The sequence below is a fragment of the uncultured Fenollaria sp. genome, assembly GCF_934202865.1.
Taxonomy (GTDB): domain Bacteria; phylum Bacillota; class Clostridia; order Tissierellales; family Peptoniphilaceae; genus Fenollaria.
This window is the reverse complement of the sequence record NZ_CAKPYL010000007.1, coordinates 22014-39510: the sequence shown is the minus strand read 5'-3', so window position 1 is coordinate 39510 and position 17497 is coordinate 22014. Positions and strand designations below refer to the sequence as shown.

Here is a 17497-nt window from a genome sequence, read left to right as displayed (position 1 = left end):
TTAATATACTTACTGTACTGACTTGTGAATAAATTGCTCCAGCTTCATCGCCCTTACAGTTACTTATCTTTGATTGCTTCTCTATTGAGTTAAAATTATTATCAAAACCTCTATAATCTGTTATAGTCGCATTTATAGGTCCTTCTAAACGCATTGCTCCACCTTCATTACCAGAGCAATTATCTATAGTGCATCCTTCAAGATATAATGTGCCTTTAACTTCTACTCTCTCTTCTTTATTGTCTATAAAATCGCCTTCCATTGCTCTAAAAGCTAAGGCTCCACCTCCAATGTTAGCATTACATTTATTAAAATTACACTCTTGTAATAAATATGGTCCAGCAGATAATTCTTCTTTAGTCGCTTCTATATAGAACGCTCCACCATAATAATTAGCTTCTGAATTGCTTACATTAACTCTCTTAGCTTCTATAGCTGTGTTAACAAGTGATATAGCAGATCCTCCAAGGTCTTTAAAATCAGAACTTTTACTATCATCTTTACTTTTCATTTTAGTAAAATCACAATCGCTTATACTTAAACTTGGTTTATGATTTGCAGCTGTATTATCGGATAAAATGCCTGCATAGATATCTGAGCCGTCAAAGTTTAAATTCTTAATATTTATATTACCATCAATGATGTTTATAAATCTGTCGCCTTGTTCGCCACCAGCTATACCTGTGATTTTATGATTATTACCCTCGATAGTGATATTACCATTTAGATTCAAAGTCTTTAAATTACTTCCTTCTAGAGGTATTTCTAAATTATCATTTAGAGTAAGTGTATATGATTTAGCTTCTTCAAAATTGTCTGACGTATTCATATACGTAATAAGGTCTTCAGCACTTGTAAAATTTTTATCAGGTACACCATCCGTGCTTAAAACGTATTTTTCTCCTTCTGCAAAGCTCACTTCACTTAAAATTGACACAGATGAAAGCATCATCACTAAGCAAAGCAATATTGCAAATAATTTCTTTTTCATAATTGCACTTCCTTTTTTATAAATTTCACTTTATTTTGATATATGGATAGACTTCCATAATTACCTTCATTATAGCACCCCCCCCCTAGAATAATCAAGCTTTGCGCGCTTTTGTAACACGTTTGTAACACATTTTTACAATTTTTTTGCAAATCAAACGCAAAAAAAGTGAGTACACATTAATCTACGTACTCACTCTATGGGATTATTATTCATTCATTTTGTATTATAAACATTTACTTATTTATATATTTCTAATTTTGCAGAGCAATTTGATTTAGTAACAATGTTTCTTTACTAACTAATTTCACTGGAAAATTTGATGAGATTGGCGTTGTACAGAATTTTTTGGAGTGAGGTGTGCTAAACGCACTCCGCAGCGACAAAACAATTCGAAACTAGCCAAGATCGCAAATTTAACGTGAAATTTATTTAATGCCGCCTCTCATATATATAATCAACGCAATTAAACAAAGTAGCACTACAAAGCTCACCATCTTGATCGTAGTCCAAGTAGCATTCTTTTCTGAGCTTACTTCTTCTGTAAGTCCAGCGCCTGCTAGTGCCTTTTTGATCGGCTTGTAAAGCAGTATGATCAGTGCTGCGTTGACTCCGCCTTTGATCAAGTTAAATGGTATGATAACTGGCATAAGTTTTACCACTTCTGCTCTCGGGAAGCCTGTGTATATCGGTGTTACAACTAGGTTCCAAAGCGACATAACTACTGTTAGCGATAAAACTGCGCAAACTAGTGACAAAACCGCGCCCTTTGTTGTTCTGTTCCTGTGGTAGATAGCACTCGCTATACCTGAGAATGAAAGTGTTGCGATGATGTTCATCACTGCGCCCCAAGGTCCTGACTCGGAGAAAGTTATCATCTCAACCAAAACTTCGATAACTGCTGCGACTATTGCAACTAGCGGTCCAAAGATGAAGCCTGCTGTTGTTAACACTACGTCTTTTGGATCGTACTTTAAGAATGGTAGTGATGTGATCGGGAAGCGAATTATCGCTGTTAAAACTATTGCCATGGCGGCAACTGCTGCAATTAATGTGATTTTTTTTGCTTTTGACATAAAAAAAACACCCTCCTTAATGATTATTCAACTAATAACCTTTAAGATCTTTTTCCATCCTGACTATACAGTCGGCACCTGAATTTCACAGGTTCTGCAAACGCTCGCGGGCTTTACCGCCGGTTAAAAGGAATTTCACCTTACCCCAAAGTATTAGATGTACCTTTATTATAGTCCTATATATATTTTTTGTCAAGGCTAAATAAAAAATTCGAGGCTCATCACGGCTTTGCTCCCCTTATTCACTTTATAATAGCGGGCCTCGTGGTACCAGTTTGTAAAGACTTTTAGATAAATTTCACCCACGCTTATGGCGTAGCCTGTGACTATCACCCAATGTGCGCTTTTTATTGACTCTATTAATAGCATGGCTGTTATATGTCCTTGGTCAATTGCCTTTACCATGTCCATGGTCTTGGGGAAATAGTGTCGCTTTACTAAAACTGATGTCTTTCTATTTTTTATGATCTTTTTTACGCGCGGCTCCATAAATAGTACTGGACCTGATTTTATATATTTATAAATTTCATCAAAACTCACTTCACTAAAGCCCATCATCTTCATGATATTGGTAGCTGTAGTGAAGGCGCAGTGGTTATTAAGTCCAGTTCCCTCGAAGTCATCTGTAATAGAAAGTGATGCTAGGTCCACTCCCAGCATCACTTCTTTATCTACTTTATCTAATTTTTTTATAAATCCGTAGCTCATTAATCTTGATAAGCGTGGTAAACTGCTTTTGCAACGGCTTTTGGAACTCTTTCGTCGAACATATCTGGCATGATGTGATCTACTGTTAGTTCTTCGTCTGATACAAGGTCTGCGATTGCGTGTGCAGCTGCGACTTTCATATCGAATGTGATTGTCTTTGCGCGTCTATCAAGTGCTCCTCTGAATATACCTGGGAAGGCTAGGGAGTTGTTGATTTGGTTAGCAAAATCACTTCTACCTGTTCCAACTATCTTCGCGCCGGCTTCTTTTGCTTCGTCTGGATAGATTTCTGGAACTGGATTTGCCATAGCAAATACTATCGCGTCTTTGTTCATAGTCTTAACCATGTCTTTTGTAAGTACGCCAGGAGCTGAAACGCCTATGAACACGTCGGCGCCTACCATTGCGTCCTTAAGTGTTCCTTCTTCGTTATCTGGATTTGTCTTTTCAGCGATTTCCGCCTTAATCCAGTTATTCTTTTCATTTCCTCTATAGATAATGCCCTTTGAGTCGCAAATTAAGATATTCTTAACGCCTAGGTTAAGCATCATATAGGCGATGGCAATGCCTGCAGCGCCACTACCATTGATAACGACTTTAAGGTCAGCGTAATCTTTTTTAATAAGTTTGCATGCGTTGATAAGAGCAGCTGTTACGACGATGGCTGTGCCATATTGATCGTCATGAAATACTGGTATATCAAGCATCTCGTCAAGTTTTCTCTCTATCTCAAAGCATCTAGGCGCACTGATATCTTCAAGGTTAATGCCGCCAAATCCTGGAGCAATGTTTTTAACTGTATTAACGATCTCGTCAACGTCTTGTGTATCAAGCATGATAGGGAAAGCGTCAACGCCGCCGAACTTTTTGAATAGTATGGACTTTCCTTCCATAACTGGCATACCTGCCTTTGCCCCGATATTGCCAAGGCCAAGAACGGCTGAACCGTCTGTAACTACAGCGATAAGATTGCCTTTTGCAGTGTATTTGTATTGAAGCTCTTCGTCCTCGTGAATAAGCTTGCAAGGCTCGGCAACGCCTGGTGTGTAGGCAAGTGCAAGGTCATGAGCGTTGTTAACCTCAACCTTTGCAGCTACTTCTAATTTACCTCTTTTTTCTTTGTGAAACTTCAGTGCTTCTTCTTTGTAAGCCATGTCATCCTCTCCTTTTAAATAATTATTGATGATATTTGCCGCTCTATCCAATGACTCAGACTCATATCTAAGGTCTATCATCCTAGTAAAGCCTTGCTCGATGAAAGAGGCCTTCTCCTCCTCCGCATCAAGCGCCAGACCGATAATCTCTTTGTCATACTTCTTTGCCTTGTTCAAGACAAGGGCCCTAAAACTTTCCTTCCTAAGCTTTAAGGACAGATAGTCGTCAACTAGTATTATTATATCACTTTTTTGAGCAATATTGTCAAAATTAAAATATTTTTCTAAAAAATCGCCTAAATCAACTACTTTTGCATCCAAAAACTTAACTAGGCTAAGCATGGATCCGCCGCCAGCACCAGCCGCTTCAATGCTTTTGACCTTGAATCCAAAATGGTTTTGCAGTAAGTATTGAAAATTCTCCATATTGCGCTCGAAGATTTCAAGGATCAGATTGTCCTTGATGAGCCTGTTTTGATACGTAGTGCCTCTGTAGCCGATAAAGCGCGTCTTTGAGTACTTCAAAACGCTAAAGTCCACGCCCTTGATGAGCGCATCGAGCTCACTCGTGTCAAAGTGCTTTATCTTGTAAATCTCTCTCGTCTGGGTCACTTCTTCGTCCAAGACATTATAAAATTTCACGCCCATGGCACGCAAAAAGCCTATGGCCGCGTCATTGACACCGCTCCCGCCTATGGATATGGTGATCTTCCTCTCGCCATTTTCTATGAGTTTCTTAACGAGAGCGCCTGCCAAGTAGCTTGTCGAGCTTAACTCGCCCTTCTTCTTGTATTCAACTACGCTTGAGAAAGACACAAGCACATGGTCATCGTATCTTAAATACTTAAGTGCGTGCTCTTCGCCGTCCTCGTCCATTACCGTAAGCGTCTCGACTGTGAATGAGTCGAGGTCCTCCGTCGCCTCATAAATGTTTCCGTAGCCGTCCGGAAGCGCGTATATATCTACGTCGGCGTCTATTTTCCCTTCTATCGCCTTAAGTAGCTCCAAGGACGAAATCCCTGAAATAAAGGAGCCGGCGATAACTGCGACCTTCTTAGACAATTCTATTTAAGCTCCTGCCATCGATGTAGGCCTTGATATTATCATAAATCACTTTGTAAAGCCTTTGTCTTGCTTCAAGTGACGCCCAAGCGATGTGTGGCGTGAAAGCCGCATTTTCAAGGGCATATAGCTTATTGTCCTTAGTCATAGGTTCAGGCGCAGAAACGTCCGACGCGTAAAAAGCTACTTTGCCGTTCTTAAGCGCGTCAGCTAGATCGCCTTCGTTGATAAGACCGCCACGTGCTGTGTTTATGATGATGGCTGTGTTTTTCATAAGCGCAATGCTATTTTTATTTATAATCTCTTTTGAATCCGCATTCATAGGCGCGTGTAAACTGATTATGTCCGCTTCTTTGAAGAAGTCTTCGTAATCACGGAAGAAGTCCCCATCGGCATGGTGACCGTCTACCTTTAAGGCGATGACCTTCATGCCAAGAGCTCTATAAGCATCAGCAACTTTTTGACCGATGTCACCATAGCCCAATATGCCCGCTGTTTTGCCAGCAAGCTCGTGAATAGTGCCTAAGAAGAAATTAAAGTCGCGGCTGTCCACCCATGCTCCCTCACGAACATTTTTTGCATAAGAATAGACATCGTTTGTCGCATTTAGTAAGTGAGCAAGCGTTAGCTGTACAACCGAATAAGTTGAGTAGCTAGGAACGTTCGCAAGTGCTATGCCAAGCTCCTTAAGCGCATCAAGGTCTAGGTTGTCGAAGCCAGTCGCTGCCTCGGCGATGAACTTCACCTTAGTGCCCTCAAGCTCAGCTTTGCCAAGCCTTACCTTGTTTGTGATGACGATGTCCGCATCCTTTATTCTTTCTTTTATATCAGATGGATTAGTTCTGTCGTATGTAATAAATTCGCCAAAATCCTTGAACAAGCACACGTCAATGTCGCCCGGATTTGAATTATACATATCTAAGAAAACAATCTTCATAAATATCACCTCTGATGTATAGCTACCCAAAGAGAAGTGATTTTAAACGAATTGACTTTGATGATGGATATGGATAAGCAAATTTAAAAGGGATCGAATTCGACCCCTTTTAAATTGATTTATTAAAAAGTGCATTGCACATCGAAAAGATATTTCCACGCAGCTTAGTTCAACAAATTGACAATTGCTAAGCTTGTCCGACTAAAAATCCATATTCGTTCGCTGCGCTCAACTAGATGGATTTTTGGCCGTCGTCCTACGCAAAGCAATTGAAGCAATTTGTCTCAATGCGCTGCTTTTGGAACATATCTTTTCTCACTAAGAAGGCTGCGCTCGTGAATAACAATTTTCTCTCTAATAGATGCGATACATATGAATTTGTTTTTATAAAAAATTAAGCACAGAAAATCCTGTGCTTCAACTCATATCTTAAATTAGAGACCTTATCCTTAAGTACTAAGGCTTTCGGTGCTTTTATTATATCAAACGCCATAAAAATGTCAAGCATATTTATTTAATCATCACTTTTATATACTCTTCACCATTTTTATATCGCTATATCGAGTTCCATCCTTCAAGATGATGGCATTAGGAGTTTCTCCGACTTGAATAAATCCAAGTTTATCATAAAGAAGCCTTCCTCTTTCATTGCCCGAGTAATAATCAAGCTCAAGTTGTGAAAGCCCTAATTTTTTTGCATAATCTTCAAGGCAATGAAGCACCTTTGTCCCTATTCCTTTATTCCAGAAATCTTTTAAAACAGCTAGAGCTACATTTCCTCTGTGGCGCATCTTTTTTCTTCTAAACCTTGTAATAGTGCCGTTTGCAATCAATCTTCCATCCAATTCAACGACAAGCATAAGGGTATCATCCGATTCATTAAAGCCTTTTATTATTTTCGCTTCTTCTTCGGCTGAGATACGTATTTCTTCTGGATAAGAATTTAAAAAATCTGATTCTCCATTAACAGTTTTTAAATATTCAACTGTTTCTTCAGCGTCCTTTACTTGAATTTCTCGAATTGTACAGATTCTGCCATCTTTTAATTCAAAATTTTCTGGTGTAAACTTCATAAAATCCCCCCAATAAATTTTAATTTGCTTTTTTATTAATATGGAAAGTCTTAATTTAAAACTTCTTTCTTTAATCCCTTATCGCTCCAAGAAAGTTTATAAGCATTTTTCATAGGGTTCGATTTAATTACTTTCATCTCATAATTATCCCAAACAATTGCTACTTGATTTTCTATTGCAATCGCATCTGTTAGCTGTCCAGCATAAAACTCATCAAAACCTACTCTGTCAGGCTCATCATAATGAGGGCAATGCAAGTAAGGAATGATACCTAAGCCCTTAACCCATATAGGTTTTGGATTTTCAACACCATCTATAAACTCGCTATCGCTATGGCCTGAAATAAACCAGCATATAGAGCCTGCACTTAAGCCAGAGAGTACTTTGCCGCTTTTATAAGCCTTAATTAGCGCCTTATCTACGCCATAATCTTGCCAAACTTTCATCATATATTGGGTATTGCCGCCGCCAACATAGATGATATCTGCATTTTCAATCTTTTGCTTGACCTCTTCCTTATTTACTTCTACATTTGACAAATATAATGTGTCAGTTTTGCATCCTAGCTCCCCATATAGTTTATCAATAATCTTTACATAGGCCTCAGCGTCTTTGCTTGCAGTAGGAATGAATAGAAAATTTGGTTTTTCTTTTTTTGCTGCATCAACAATAAATTTATCTATCTCATAAGTTTCATTTAAGGCGACTTCCCCGCCTCCAATAGCTATAATCATAAAATCCCTCCTATGTTTATATTAGCTTTATTATATCATATAAAAGTCTTTGCTTATGTTAAAAGTTCAATACAAATATTTTTATTTTTATCGCCGTCAAAAAAAGAGACCGATAATTTATATCGATCTCAGACTGTTGACAAAGCAGGCATATTTGTTAAAAATATGCCTACTTTTTTACTTGAAAACCTCATAAAATACACATCTATTGGGTATATATAAGACATAGAAGGTGATAAAATGTTACATAAAAATAGTAAATCAAAAACAGATCAAGTACAAATAATTTCAGTAGAAGAGTTAGTTCCAAAAGAACACATACTAAGAAAGATAAATAAGTACATAGACTTTGACTTTATCTATGATTTAGTAGAAGATAAATACTCATTAGATAACGGAAGACCAAGCATAGACCCAGTAGTGCTAATGAAGATAATATTCATACAATACCTATTCAACATAAGAAGCATAAGACAAACAATAAAAGAGATAGAAGTAAACATTGCATACAGATGGTTCTTAGGATATGACTTCTACGACAAGATTCCACACTTTACAACATTCAGTCAAAACTATAGAAGAAGATTCAAAGATACAGACATATTTGAAAACATCTTCCAAAACATACTAAACCAAGCACTAGAACAAGGCTTTGTAGATGAGAAGATTCAATTCGTAGACCCAACACATGTTAAAGCACATGCAAACAGACATAAAAACAAAAAAGTAACAATAGAGAAAAAAGCAAGAAGATACCAAGCACAGCTAGACAAAGAAATAGCACAAGAAAGAGAAGAAAACGGGAAAAAGCCCTTAAAAGAGAAAGAAGATAAAGAAACGCAAACAATAGCCCAGTCAACAACAGATCCAGAAAGCGGCCTCTTTCACAAAGGAGAGCATAAAGAAGTATTCGCCTATTGCGTAGAAACATCATGCGATAAAAACGGCTGGATACTGGCATACAAATCATTTCCAGGAAATTTACACGACAGTACAACATTTTTACCATTCTACGAAGAGAAACTAAAAAAGATGAAACCCCAAAAGATAGTTATGGATGCAGGTTACAAAATACCAGCCATAGCACAAACATTGATAGACGATAAAATACTTCCAGTATTTCCATATACAAGACAAAAGAGAAACTTACAAATAGAAAATCCATACTATAAAAGAGAATATATATATGATGAATACTACGACTGCTACATATGCCCACAAGGAAAACTTTTAAATTACAAAACTACAGATAGAGAAGGATACAGACAGTATAAAAGTGATATAAACGAGTGCAAGAACTGTCCTAACATAGATAGATGCACACATAGTAAGAACAAACAAAAAGTAATAACAAGACATATATGGCAAGACTACCTAGACATAACAGAAGAATATAGATATACAAATCAAGGCAAGAAAGAATACGCAAGAAGAAAAGAAACAATAGAAAGACAATTTGGAAGCGCAAAAGAATATCATAGCTTTAGATATACAAACATGAAAGGCAAAGCTAAGATGGATATGAAAGCTGCGCTTACTTTTGCATGCTTAAATATGAAAAAACTAGCATTAATGATGTATAGGATGGACCCAAATAAGGAGATATTTACTCGTTTATTTGCAAAAATACATAAAAAATTTGAAATTTTACTAAATTTAATAAAAATAAGCAAACCCAGGAAAAAATTCCTGGGTTTGTCTTCACTCTGAGACCGATAATTTATATCGATCTCAATTATACTTATTTAAAATTTTTTACAAAGCGATTCGCCTATTAATCTAAACTATTTAATTACGCTTATTACAGCCGCTTCCCCATTCTCATTCAGTGCAATCTTAATCACACTATCCTTAGCGTAATTCTTTCCGAAAACTACTCTCTTATCATTAGTATAAACGCTAAGTTCTTTACCCTTACTATCTTTAAGAGCTAGCTTTTCATTGCCACCTGCGTCGTATAAAACGTTTAGAACTGTGTATTCTTCGCTTAGATCAGTGATTAGCTTATCCAGTCTTAAGACCTTGCCGTCCTTATCAAGGCCTAGTTTAACGATGTCACCGGCCTTGCAGTTTTCGAATTTTTCGCCATCTGTCTCGTAAACTCTAAGTGTAGTAGTCTTGTCGTAGCCTTCAAATGACCTGTCGATCTTGGCATCATACTCACTTCTAAGCTCGATGATATCTTCCTTGTCGACTACTTTCTTCTTTTCAACGTTTTTGAAAACGATTGCAACTGGCGCATCATCACTGCCGTGGAAGCTGTCATACTTAGTAACGTCCTTGTCCTTAAGGTCCTTAACTGTGAATACATAAGCTGTTACAGTCTTGTCGAAGCCCGCATTTTTCACTTCATCTAGAGTTATAGTCTCAACTCTATAGTCCTTGCCAACCCCCACTAAATTATATAATAAAGTATTGTCAAGAAGGTTCACTTCTTTACCAGCTACGTAAATGGAGCTTCTTCTAACGCTCTTAGTTGGCGCGTAAACCTTATAATTCTTGCCGTCCTTGTCAAGCGGCTTGAATGCCTTGTCGTAGTCCTTTAGTCCATTTAGAACGAATATCTTTTGAATAGCGTCCTTATTGTAAATGGCGTAGACGATGTCGTAGTTATTTAGCTCAGAAAGTCTGATTTCCTTGCCATCTCTATAGATTCTTAAGTCAAGTGAGTCTTGAACCCTGATTTCCTTGCCATTTCTATCGATCAAAGCAACTGCGTTTGTAGTCACTCTGTCAATCATGAAAACGTCTTCGTCAAAAGAAAGTTTTCCGTAAATCACTTGAACGTTTCCGAATATATCTAGTGCTAAATTAACTTTTTCATTTGTTAATAGCTTTACTTCGTCATTGTACTTCGCTGCATTAACTTGTGTAAATATCTTTTCATCAACAGTCGCAACAGCTCTTCTAGCCTTTTCGTCTGATAGCTTATAGTCTTTATTAGCTAGGTTAATGTATGCGCCGCCCTTGCTTAATTTGTATCTAGCGCCTTCGCCTTCTATTTTATTCTTAAGGGCGATGGCTTCATCCTTAGCGTAGAAGTGTAATACATCGTATTTTTCTAGCTTAGATAGGTCCATTGGCATAAGTTTGCCATTATCATATAAATATGCTTTTTTAAGATTTCTCTTAACTATAGCGCCTGATTCATCGTCTATAGCCTTAACTGCGCCATTAGCATATTCAAAAACTGGCATTATATCATCAAAAGTGAAAGCCTTGATGTAGACAACTTTCGCGTTGATGCTTGTAACGTAGGCAAGGTCTGCCTTGTAATTAGTTTCCTTAGCAAAATCCATGAATATATCAAGGTACTTGCCATTAACTGCTGCGCCGCGGAACTTTTGTTCAGTAAGCGCCGCCTTGTCCTCAAGCACAGTCGAATCCTTTGAGTCGCCGCCAACGTAAAGTCTAGCGCCCTTGATAGCGATAGGCGCAATCTCAGTCTTAGCTAAAGCGCTTGCTCTGTAAGTTTTGATGACATTCTTTGCGTCGATGTCTAGGTCATAAACTCTGCCTAAAATGTCCATCGCGTCCATGCCGTCCTTAAGGTCTACGATGTAGGAAGCGCCTTCCTTAAAGCCTTCTAAGCTTGATTTTAATACGACGATTTCGGCTTGCTTTTCACTTAGATTTGAGTTAGCATTAGTCTTTGTAACTATGGCTGTAAGCTTTGATAAATCAGCTTCTCTCACGCCATCTAGGTAGTTATATATCATTACAAAAACATTTTCCCTAGTCGCTTGATCCTTGTATTTTAGCTCGCCTAGGCCATTCAAAAGGCCCTTGCTTGCTGCATAGCTGATGAATGGTGCAGCCCACTCGCCTTCAGTCGCTGGCTTTATGTCAGTTCCGCCAGCTGCAACGGCTAGCATCTTGATTGCTTCTTGATAAGAAACGTTTTTTCTTGGTCTGAAAGTGCCATCGCTATAACCGGCGATAATTTTTAACTCGCTTGCGATATTAACAAAGCCGTTTGACCAGCGATCGGCTGCCATGTCCTTAAATGCGCTAGGCACGTTCATAGCTGCCTTTGCGGCACTTTCTTGATTAAGTACCTTTGTTAGCATAACCGCAAACTCTTCTCTCGTAATCGAGTCGTTAAGTCTAAGTCCTTTGGCATCGCCTAGAACGTAGCCTTTTTCAACAAGGTAGTCAATCTTGTCTTTATTAGTTTTTACTTCTCCTTGCGCAAAGCCTACGTTAATGGTACTTGCCACTAATACAAAGGCTAGAACGAAGGATAAAATCTTCTTCATCTTCATAGTATTACCTCCCAAATTGATTTGTGCTTATATTTATTTATACCATGGAAAGGGATTTTTCAAACAAAAAAAGAGGGCATTGCTTGCCCTCAAAAATATTTAAAAAATTTTTAATTAATATACTCTTTCTAAATCGAATAAATGTTTTACTTGGTAATTTGGGTCTCTTTCTGCTTTATAGTATGTTTTTAATACCTTTCCTTGTTCTTGATCATATAATTCTACTTTGTAAATTTTACATTTTATTGTTTGTGTGTCTATAACTCTATATGTTTTTCCATCTGGTGGATAATTAACAATATATCCTCCATAACCATTTTTACTTACATAGCCTATGTCAACACCAAGCGAAAATAAATTGCCACCTAAGTTAAATGACATTGAAACTGTAGGTCCTCCTTCGTATATAAATACAGCCCCAGGTGTATTAAAACTAATTAAATCATCTTGACCTGCTGGAGTAACAGTAGTTGTCACTGTCTCGTTCCTAACATATTCTTTTCTTTCAACCAAGCCAATTCTTAACATATTGACATCATCTTCAATTTTCATATTATTTTTTGTATCATTAATAGAAGTTGCACTAACAGCTTCTAAGTTGAAAATGCTAAAAAATAATACTACAGCTAATATAACAGTTCCAGCTTTTCTAAATTTAAACTTCATAATCTCACTCCTCTTCTTCTACTTTTAATTCTCTTTCAAATACTAATTCAACTCTTGGGTTGGCATCTACAAACTCTCTGTGCTTATCTATAACAGCTACAAAGCGCCAGCCATCCAAACCACGCTTCTTAATTATTTCTTGGTAGTCGTCGTACCAAAGACCTGTTGTCTTTACAGTAACAAAGTCATATTCATATTTTTTTATCATTACATAACCTCCCCTCCTCTTTATATAACTTAAGAGTAAACATAAATATTTTGTTATTAGTTTATTGTGATAATATAATACCCATTATTTTTGTTTTTAAATCAGTTTTACAAAGAATTTTTACTCCTCTTTTATTTTCTATCTAAAATCTTTTCGTACTCCATAATAAATTTAATATTCTGCGCCTCCGTCGTTGATAAAAACGCGCTACTATAATGCTCATCCGCTATATACCAAGATTTTTGCTTGAAGTAATCAGCAAATTCCTTCGTCTTAAACTCATAACCGTGGCGCGCCAAAATTTCTGCCTTAATCAGCCTTATCTCGTTACGCGAGAGCGCCTTCAAGAGCTTCAGAGGAATCAGTTTTGCATCGCCATTAAAAAGGTACTCTTCCTCGAAATTTTTCTTATACGACTTAGTAAAGTTCTTGTCGAGCTTCTCCTTCGGCTCAACTGGCATAAAATACTCAGCTTGCGCCTTTATTAAGCCAGTCTCATCTATCTTCATCTTGAATTTTTCATCGGCCTTATTAAATTTCTCAAGATCGAGCTCTGTGTCCCTGTAGATCTCCTCGTAAACGCGCGCGTCCTCACTCGCTTCCTTTATATATACGTTGGCGGTCGTGTACTTATACAAAAAGTAAAACGCCAATAAAAGCACTATGGCAAGGATACTTAGCGCCGCTGCGCAGATCTTCCTTTTGTCCCTTTGGCCCTCGCCGCGTCCCTCGAAATTTATGTAAACACCGTTATTTTTCCTTCTCATTCTATCACCTAAGCTAATTATATCACGCCTTGTTAATGTTTTCAATAGCGATTGGGTATCTATATACTAAGAGATTTACGTTTATGGCTGGGCCACTTCGTTTATTGGTCGTGGCAAGTCCATAAGCATAGTTAGATATAGTTAAATAGATATATAGAGGTGATTAAATGACAAAGCTATCGATACTAAATCTTGTACCAAAATACAAGGACGAAACAAAGAAGGAGGCCTTCGAAAGGGCCGTGAAACTCGCTCAGTTTGCGGACTCCAGAAGCTTCGAGAGATATTGGGTCGCTGAGCATCATAACAGTCCCGGCATACTATCGAGTGCGACTGAAGTTGTTCTAACGCACATACTGGGCCAAACAGAGCGCATCAAGGTCGGCGCAGGTGGCGTGATGCTACCAAATCACACGCCATTTCAAGTCGCTGAACGCTACGGAACTATGGAGGCACTTTTCCCTCACAGAGTTGACCTCGGAATAGGTAGAGCGCCCGGCACTGATATAGAAACAGCAAAAATACTTTACAGAGACACATATAAGCAAGAAAAGTTTTTAGACGCAATTCGCCTAATGCTAAAATATTTCGATGGCTATGCAAGTAGCCTAAAGAGCGCGCCTTACCCTGGCATGGGTGCGGGCGTACCGATAACTATCTTGGGTAGCTCGATGAACTCCGCTTATGTAGCGGCTGAGCTGGGTCTACCATACTCATTTGCAGGTCATTTCGCGCCCCACACTATTAAAGCGGCCTTTGACATTTATAGAGACAATTTCAAAAAGAGCAAGTACCTTGACGCGCCATACACAAGCTTAGGCGTTTCTGCCAACATTGGCGAGAATAAAAAGAACGCGGATGAGCTTGAGTTTCACGCGATGCAAGTATTTCTAAGGATACTTGACTTGGACAATCGCGATGAGTTCGAGAAGATCGACCCGGACGACGCGCCAGAGCTTACAAGCATGCAAAAATTTGCGCTTAGGGCTATGCGCGGACTGCACATCGGCGGCACATATGAGGACGCAAAAAAGACTTATGAGGGCTTCAAGAGGGACTACGGCTTCGACGAGCTGATCGCTGTAAGCTATATCCCTGAATATGACAAGCTTACGAAGTCCTTCGAGATACTTGAAGACATTGTAAACGAGGGAAAATAGAGGTGATTTTATGAATAATAACAAGACCATACACCTAGCTGGCGGCTGCTTCTGGGGCATGGAGGGCTATTTCAAAAGGATACGCGGCGTTATGGGCACCAAAGTAGGCTATGCTAATGGCAATGGCACTAGCACTAGCTATGACAAAGTTAAGGAGACTGATCACGCTGAAACCGTTGAAATAACTTACGATACAAGCCTTGTGAGCCTAGAAGAAATACTTCTTCGCTACTTTAAGGTGATTGATCCAACGAGCGTCAACAAACAAGGCGGCGACAGGGGTAGACAGTACAGAACGGGCATATATTATAGTGATCCTGCCGATAAAAAAATTATTGACAAGGTATATAAATACGAAGAAAAAATTCACGGCGAGCTCGCTGTTGAGGTTGAAGAGCTGAAAAACTTCGTAACGGCAGAAGGCTACCATCAAGATTACTTGGAGAAAAATCCGGGCGGCTACTGCCACATCAATCTGGCTGAAGCTGATGAGCCCATTTTCGAAAAAGAGTACAAAGAAGTTTCTGATGAGGAAGCAAAAAAGCTTTTGGATGAGCTTAGCTACAAGGTTATGAGGGAAGAAGGCACCGAGCATCCGCATACGTCTGAATTAAATGATGAATGGCGCGCTGGCATTTACGTGGATAAATTAACTGGCGAAGTGCTATTTACTTCAGAGGATAAATTCGATGCGGGCTGCGGCTGGCCTAGCTTTGCGAGGACCATAAACAGTGACAGCGTTAGCTACAACAGAGACGAATCGCATGGAATGAGGCGTGTAGAGATCAAGAGCAAGCACGGCAATAACCACCTAGGCCATGTTTTTAGCGACGGACCAAAGAAGATGGGCGGACTAAGATACTGCATCGATGGCGCCGCACTGCGCTTCGTGCCGCTTGAGGACATGGATAAGGAAGGCTACGGCGAGTACAAAATATTTTTCTCAGATGAAATTTATAAATCAAATGCCATTAACAACGTAAAAGAAGAACCAAAAGAAGTGACAGAGGTGAAGGACGAATCACAGGATAATGGCGGGAGCGGGATTGGAGCTGATTGACTGATCATTCTAATATTCATCGTTATCGTGGCAAGGCTATTATGGAAGAAATTTAAAAGGAGTTAATTATGGAAAAGAAAAATAGTTCAAGCATCATCGGCATGATAGGCGTACTCATTCTGATTATAATACTGTATAATTCAATGTTTAGCAGCAGAGCCAAGATGGATAAAAATTTAAAAGATCTAGCCGATACCAAAGAATTTCTAAGCACCGAAGTCGATAAAGAAGTGCTTGATTACATCTACGAGCAAAAAGGCTATGCTATGATGAAAAAGAGCGAGGCAAAAGACTATCAAAAACTCGGAACTGTTAGAATGGTGGGGAAAAATAATAATACGATAAATACCTTCGATGTATATGTAAATGGCGAGATTGATTACGCAATAAATATGAGGGGGATTTATATGAAGGTGCTGGATATGAAGGGCAAAAAATGATTTTCGCATTCGATTTGCGATCTTGGCTAGTTTCGAATTATTTTGTCGCTGCGGAGTGCGTTTAGCACACGTTAATTTCATACACCAAGAGAACGAGTGAAACGAAGTTCGATTGGCTATGTATGATTTATGCCAGAGTTTACAAAGAGACGGAACGAAGTGAACGTCGATTTGATTAAACTTACGGCCACTCCAAAAAATTCTGTACAACGCCAATCTCATCAAATCGCTCTGCGAAAATTGCTATTGATGACATCATTCATTATAAATATAGTATCTTTATAAAACAAAGCTGTGAGAAAAATCTCACAGCTTTGTTTTGTTTATACATCTAGTGCTTTTCTTAAATCTTCAATATTATCATAAGAAGGTACATTTGGATCGAGTGCCATGCGTCTTCCTTCTTCAATCGCTTCTAGGGTCTCCTTATTAGGCACATCTTTTTTAACTTTTTTCTTATTATGATTAGAAGCTTTTTTATCCTTTTTGTACATAATAATCTCACCAAATAAACTACTTACTTAACTTATATAGAGCATATTGATTTAGAGAAACGCCCTCATTCTTGGCAGATTCTGCTAAATACTTGTGAAGACTCTTAGGTATTCTTAGCATGAATTTACCGCTATATTCTGCAGCTGCAGGCACTGGAACTTCCTCGCCATCCTTTAGTCTTTCTTCAACACCTAAAATCAAGCACTCCCTTAAGTTTTCGTACAATTCGTCAATAGTGTCGCCAACAGTCTTCGCCTCGTAAATCTCTTCAATGTAGCCAGCGTAGTACTCGCCAGTTTCGTCCTTAACTTTCTTAATTACATAAGTATAAGGCAATTTCAAATAATCCTCAAGCTTCATATATCACACCCCCTGATAAATTTAGGAGAAGAGGGGTTATTCCCCCTCTATAATCTCCAAGAGGTCGTCAACCAAGTATCTCTTAACAGGATTCTTGTTCATAAGTAAATCAAATCTGTGTTGTCTGCCATTAACAATTCTTACGAAGTGTCTATGAGAGCCCACTTGATTTCTAAATTCATAGCCTATATACACAAGAATCTGTTCCATTTCTTCTGGAGACATACCATTCGGCTGATTTCTCAGTTTCTTGATAAGCTTATCCTTTTTACTCATGAGTACCTCCCAAGTATATGGTACTACATATGATATCATTTGTCAATAGTTTTTGACTTATATAT

Annotated in this window: 18 protein-coding genes, 1 pseudogene and 1 riboswitch; of the genes and pseudogenes, 4 read left to right on the top strand and 15 right to left on the bottom strand. The window is 38.4% G+C overall.

Annotation, left to right across the window (positions count from 1 at the left end; all coding sequences use genetic code 11):
- The 8 genes and pseudogenes from Q0E71_RS01790 to Q0E71_RS01755 form a co-directional block, all read right to left on the bottom strand.
- Positions 1-991 (bottom strand): hypothetical protein (locus Q0E71_RS01790; protein ID WP_294795404.1); only part of this gene is annotated, 991 nt, incomplete at its 3' end.
- 428 nt (positions 992-1419) lie between these two features.
- The gene (locus Q0E71_RS01785) at positions 1420-2067 is read right to left on the bottom strand and encodes an ECF transporter S component (protein ID WP_294795402.1); all 648 of its coding nucleotides are present in this window, start codon (positions 2065-2067) and stop codon (positions 1420-1422) included.
- A gap of 42 nt (positions 2068-2109) precedes the next feature.
- A riboswitch (FMN riboswitch) is annotated at positions 2110-2224 on the bottom strand.
- Positions 2225-2265: 41 nt separating this feature from the next.
- Positions 2266-2775 (bottom strand): hypothetical protein, encoded by a 510-nt coding sequence (locus tag Q0E71_RS01780; protein ID WP_294795400.1) that lies wholly within the window; start codon positions 2773-2775, stop codon positions 2266-2268.
- The gene (locus Q0E71_RS01775) at positions 2775-3929 is read right to left on the bottom strand and encodes an NADP-dependent malic enzyme (protein WP_294795408.1); all 1155 of its coding nucleotides are present in this window, start codon (positions 3927-3929) and stop codon (positions 2775-2777) included. Before Q0E71_RS01775 ends, Q0E71_RS01780 begins: the two co-directional genes overlap by 1 nt.
- Before the next feature lie 27 nt (positions 3930-3956).
- Positions 3957-4991 (bottom strand): annotated as a pseudogene (locus Q0E71_RS01770) (glycerate kinase); the annotation flags it as partial.
- A complete protein-coding gene (locus Q0E71_RS01765; RefSeq protein ID WP_294795398.1) occupies positions 4984-5928 on the bottom strand; it encodes a D-2-hydroxyacid dehydrogenase in 945 nt (314 codons plus the stop codon). The gene Q0E71_RS01765 and the pseudogene Q0E71_RS01770, both read right to left, overlap by 8 nt.
- Before the next feature lie 527 nt (positions 5929-6455).
- On the bottom strand, positions 6456-7001 hold the full coding sequence (locus Q0E71_RS01760; RefSeq protein WP_294795396.1) for a GNAT family N-acetyltransferase: 546 nt from the start codon (positions 6999-7001) through the stop codon (positions 6456-6458).
- 50 nt (positions 7002-7051) lie between these two features.
- Positions 7052-7735, bottom strand: a complete 684-nt coding sequence (locus tag Q0E71_RS01755) for a peptidase E (RefSeq protein WP_294795393.1) — start codon at positions 7733-7735, stop codon at positions 7052-7054.
- 240 nt (positions 7736-7975) lie between these two features.
- Between Q0E71_RS01755 and Q0E71_RS01750 the strand changes: the two genes are divergently transcribed.
- A complete protein-coding gene (locus tag Q0E71_RS01750; RefSeq protein ID WP_294795390.1) occupies positions 7976-9445 on the top strand; it encodes an IS1182 family transposase in 1470 nt (489 codons plus the stop codon).
- A 74-nt stretch (positions 9446-9519) separates the two neighbouring features.
- On the opposite strand, the gene Q0E71_RS01745 is transcribed toward Q0E71_RS01750, so the two are convergent.
- From Q0E71_RS01745 to Q0E71_RS01730, 4 genes are all read right to left on the bottom strand, one after another.
- A complete protein-coding gene (locus Q0E71_RS01745; RefSeq protein WP_294795387.1) occupies positions 9520-12000 on the bottom strand; it encodes an S-layer homology domain-containing protein in 2481 nt (826 codons plus the stop codon).
- A 114-nt stretch (positions 12001-12114) separates the two neighbouring features.
- A complete protein-coding gene (locus Q0E71_RS01740) occupies positions 12115-12666 on the bottom strand; it encodes a hypothetical protein (protein ID WP_294795385.1) in 552 nt (183 codons plus the stop codon).
- A gap of 4 nt (positions 12667-12670) precedes the next feature.
- Positions 12671-12874 carry a DUF4177 domain-containing protein gene (locus Q0E71_RS01735; RefSeq protein ID WP_294795382.1) on the bottom strand — a complete coding sequence of 68 codons (204 nt, stop codon included), beginning with the start codon at positions 12872-12874 and terminating at the stop codon, positions 12671-12673.
- 131 nt (positions 12875-13005) lie between these two features.
- Complete coding sequence (locus Q0E71_RS01730; protein ID WP_294795380.1) at positions 13006-13641, bottom strand: YARHG domain-containing protein; 636 nt, start codon at positions 13639-13641, stop codon at positions 13006-13008.
- Between the two features lie 167 nt (positions 13642-13808).
- Here Q0E71_RS01730 and Q0E71_RS01725 point away from each other — a divergent pair, with 167 nt between their 5' ends.
- The 3 genes from Q0E71_RS01725 (at position 13809) to Q0E71_RS01715 (ending at position 16301) form a co-directional block, all read left to right on the top strand.
- Positions 13809-14801, top strand: a complete 993-nt coding sequence (locus Q0E71_RS01725; protein WP_294795377.1) for an LLM class flavin-dependent oxidoreductase — start codon at positions 13809-13811, stop codon at positions 14799-14801.
- A gap of 10 nt (positions 14802-14811) precedes the next feature.
- Positions 14812-15861 (top strand): peptide-methionine (R)-S-oxide reductase MsrB, encoded by a 1050-nt coding sequence (msrB, locus tag Q0E71_RS01720; protein ID WP_294795374.1) that lies wholly within the window; start codon positions 14812-14814, stop codon positions 15859-15861.
- A 68-nt stretch (positions 15862-15929) separates the two neighbouring features.
- Positions 15930-16301, top strand: a complete 372-nt coding sequence (locus Q0E71_RS01715; protein ID WP_294795371.1) for a hypothetical protein — start codon at positions 15930-15932, stop codon at positions 16299-16301.
- A gap of 323 nt (positions 16302-16624) precedes the next feature.
- On the opposite strand, the gene Q0E71_RS01710 is transcribed toward Q0E71_RS01715, so the two are convergent.
- From Q0E71_RS01710 to Q0E71_RS01700, 3 genes are read right to left on the bottom strand one after another with little or no spacing between them, the layout of a single operon-like run.
- Positions 16625-16795, bottom strand: coding sequence for a hypothetical protein (locus Q0E71_RS01710; protein ID WP_294795368.1), 171 nt, complete (start codon positions 16793-16795; stop codon positions 16625-16627).
- Positions 16796-16814: 19 nt separating this feature from the next.
- Complete coding sequence (locus Q0E71_RS01705) at positions 16815-17156, bottom strand: toxin-antitoxin system HicB family antitoxin (RefSeq protein WP_294795366.1); 342 nt, start codon at positions 17154-17156, stop codon at positions 16815-16817.
- Between the two features lie 36 nt (positions 17157-17192).
- Positions 17193-17432, bottom strand: a complete 240-nt coding sequence (locus Q0E71_RS01700) for a type II toxin-antitoxin system HicA family toxin (RefSeq protein WP_294795363.1) — start codon at positions 17430-17432, stop codon at positions 17193-17195.
- Between the last annotated feature and the right edge of the window lie 65 nt (positions 17433-17497).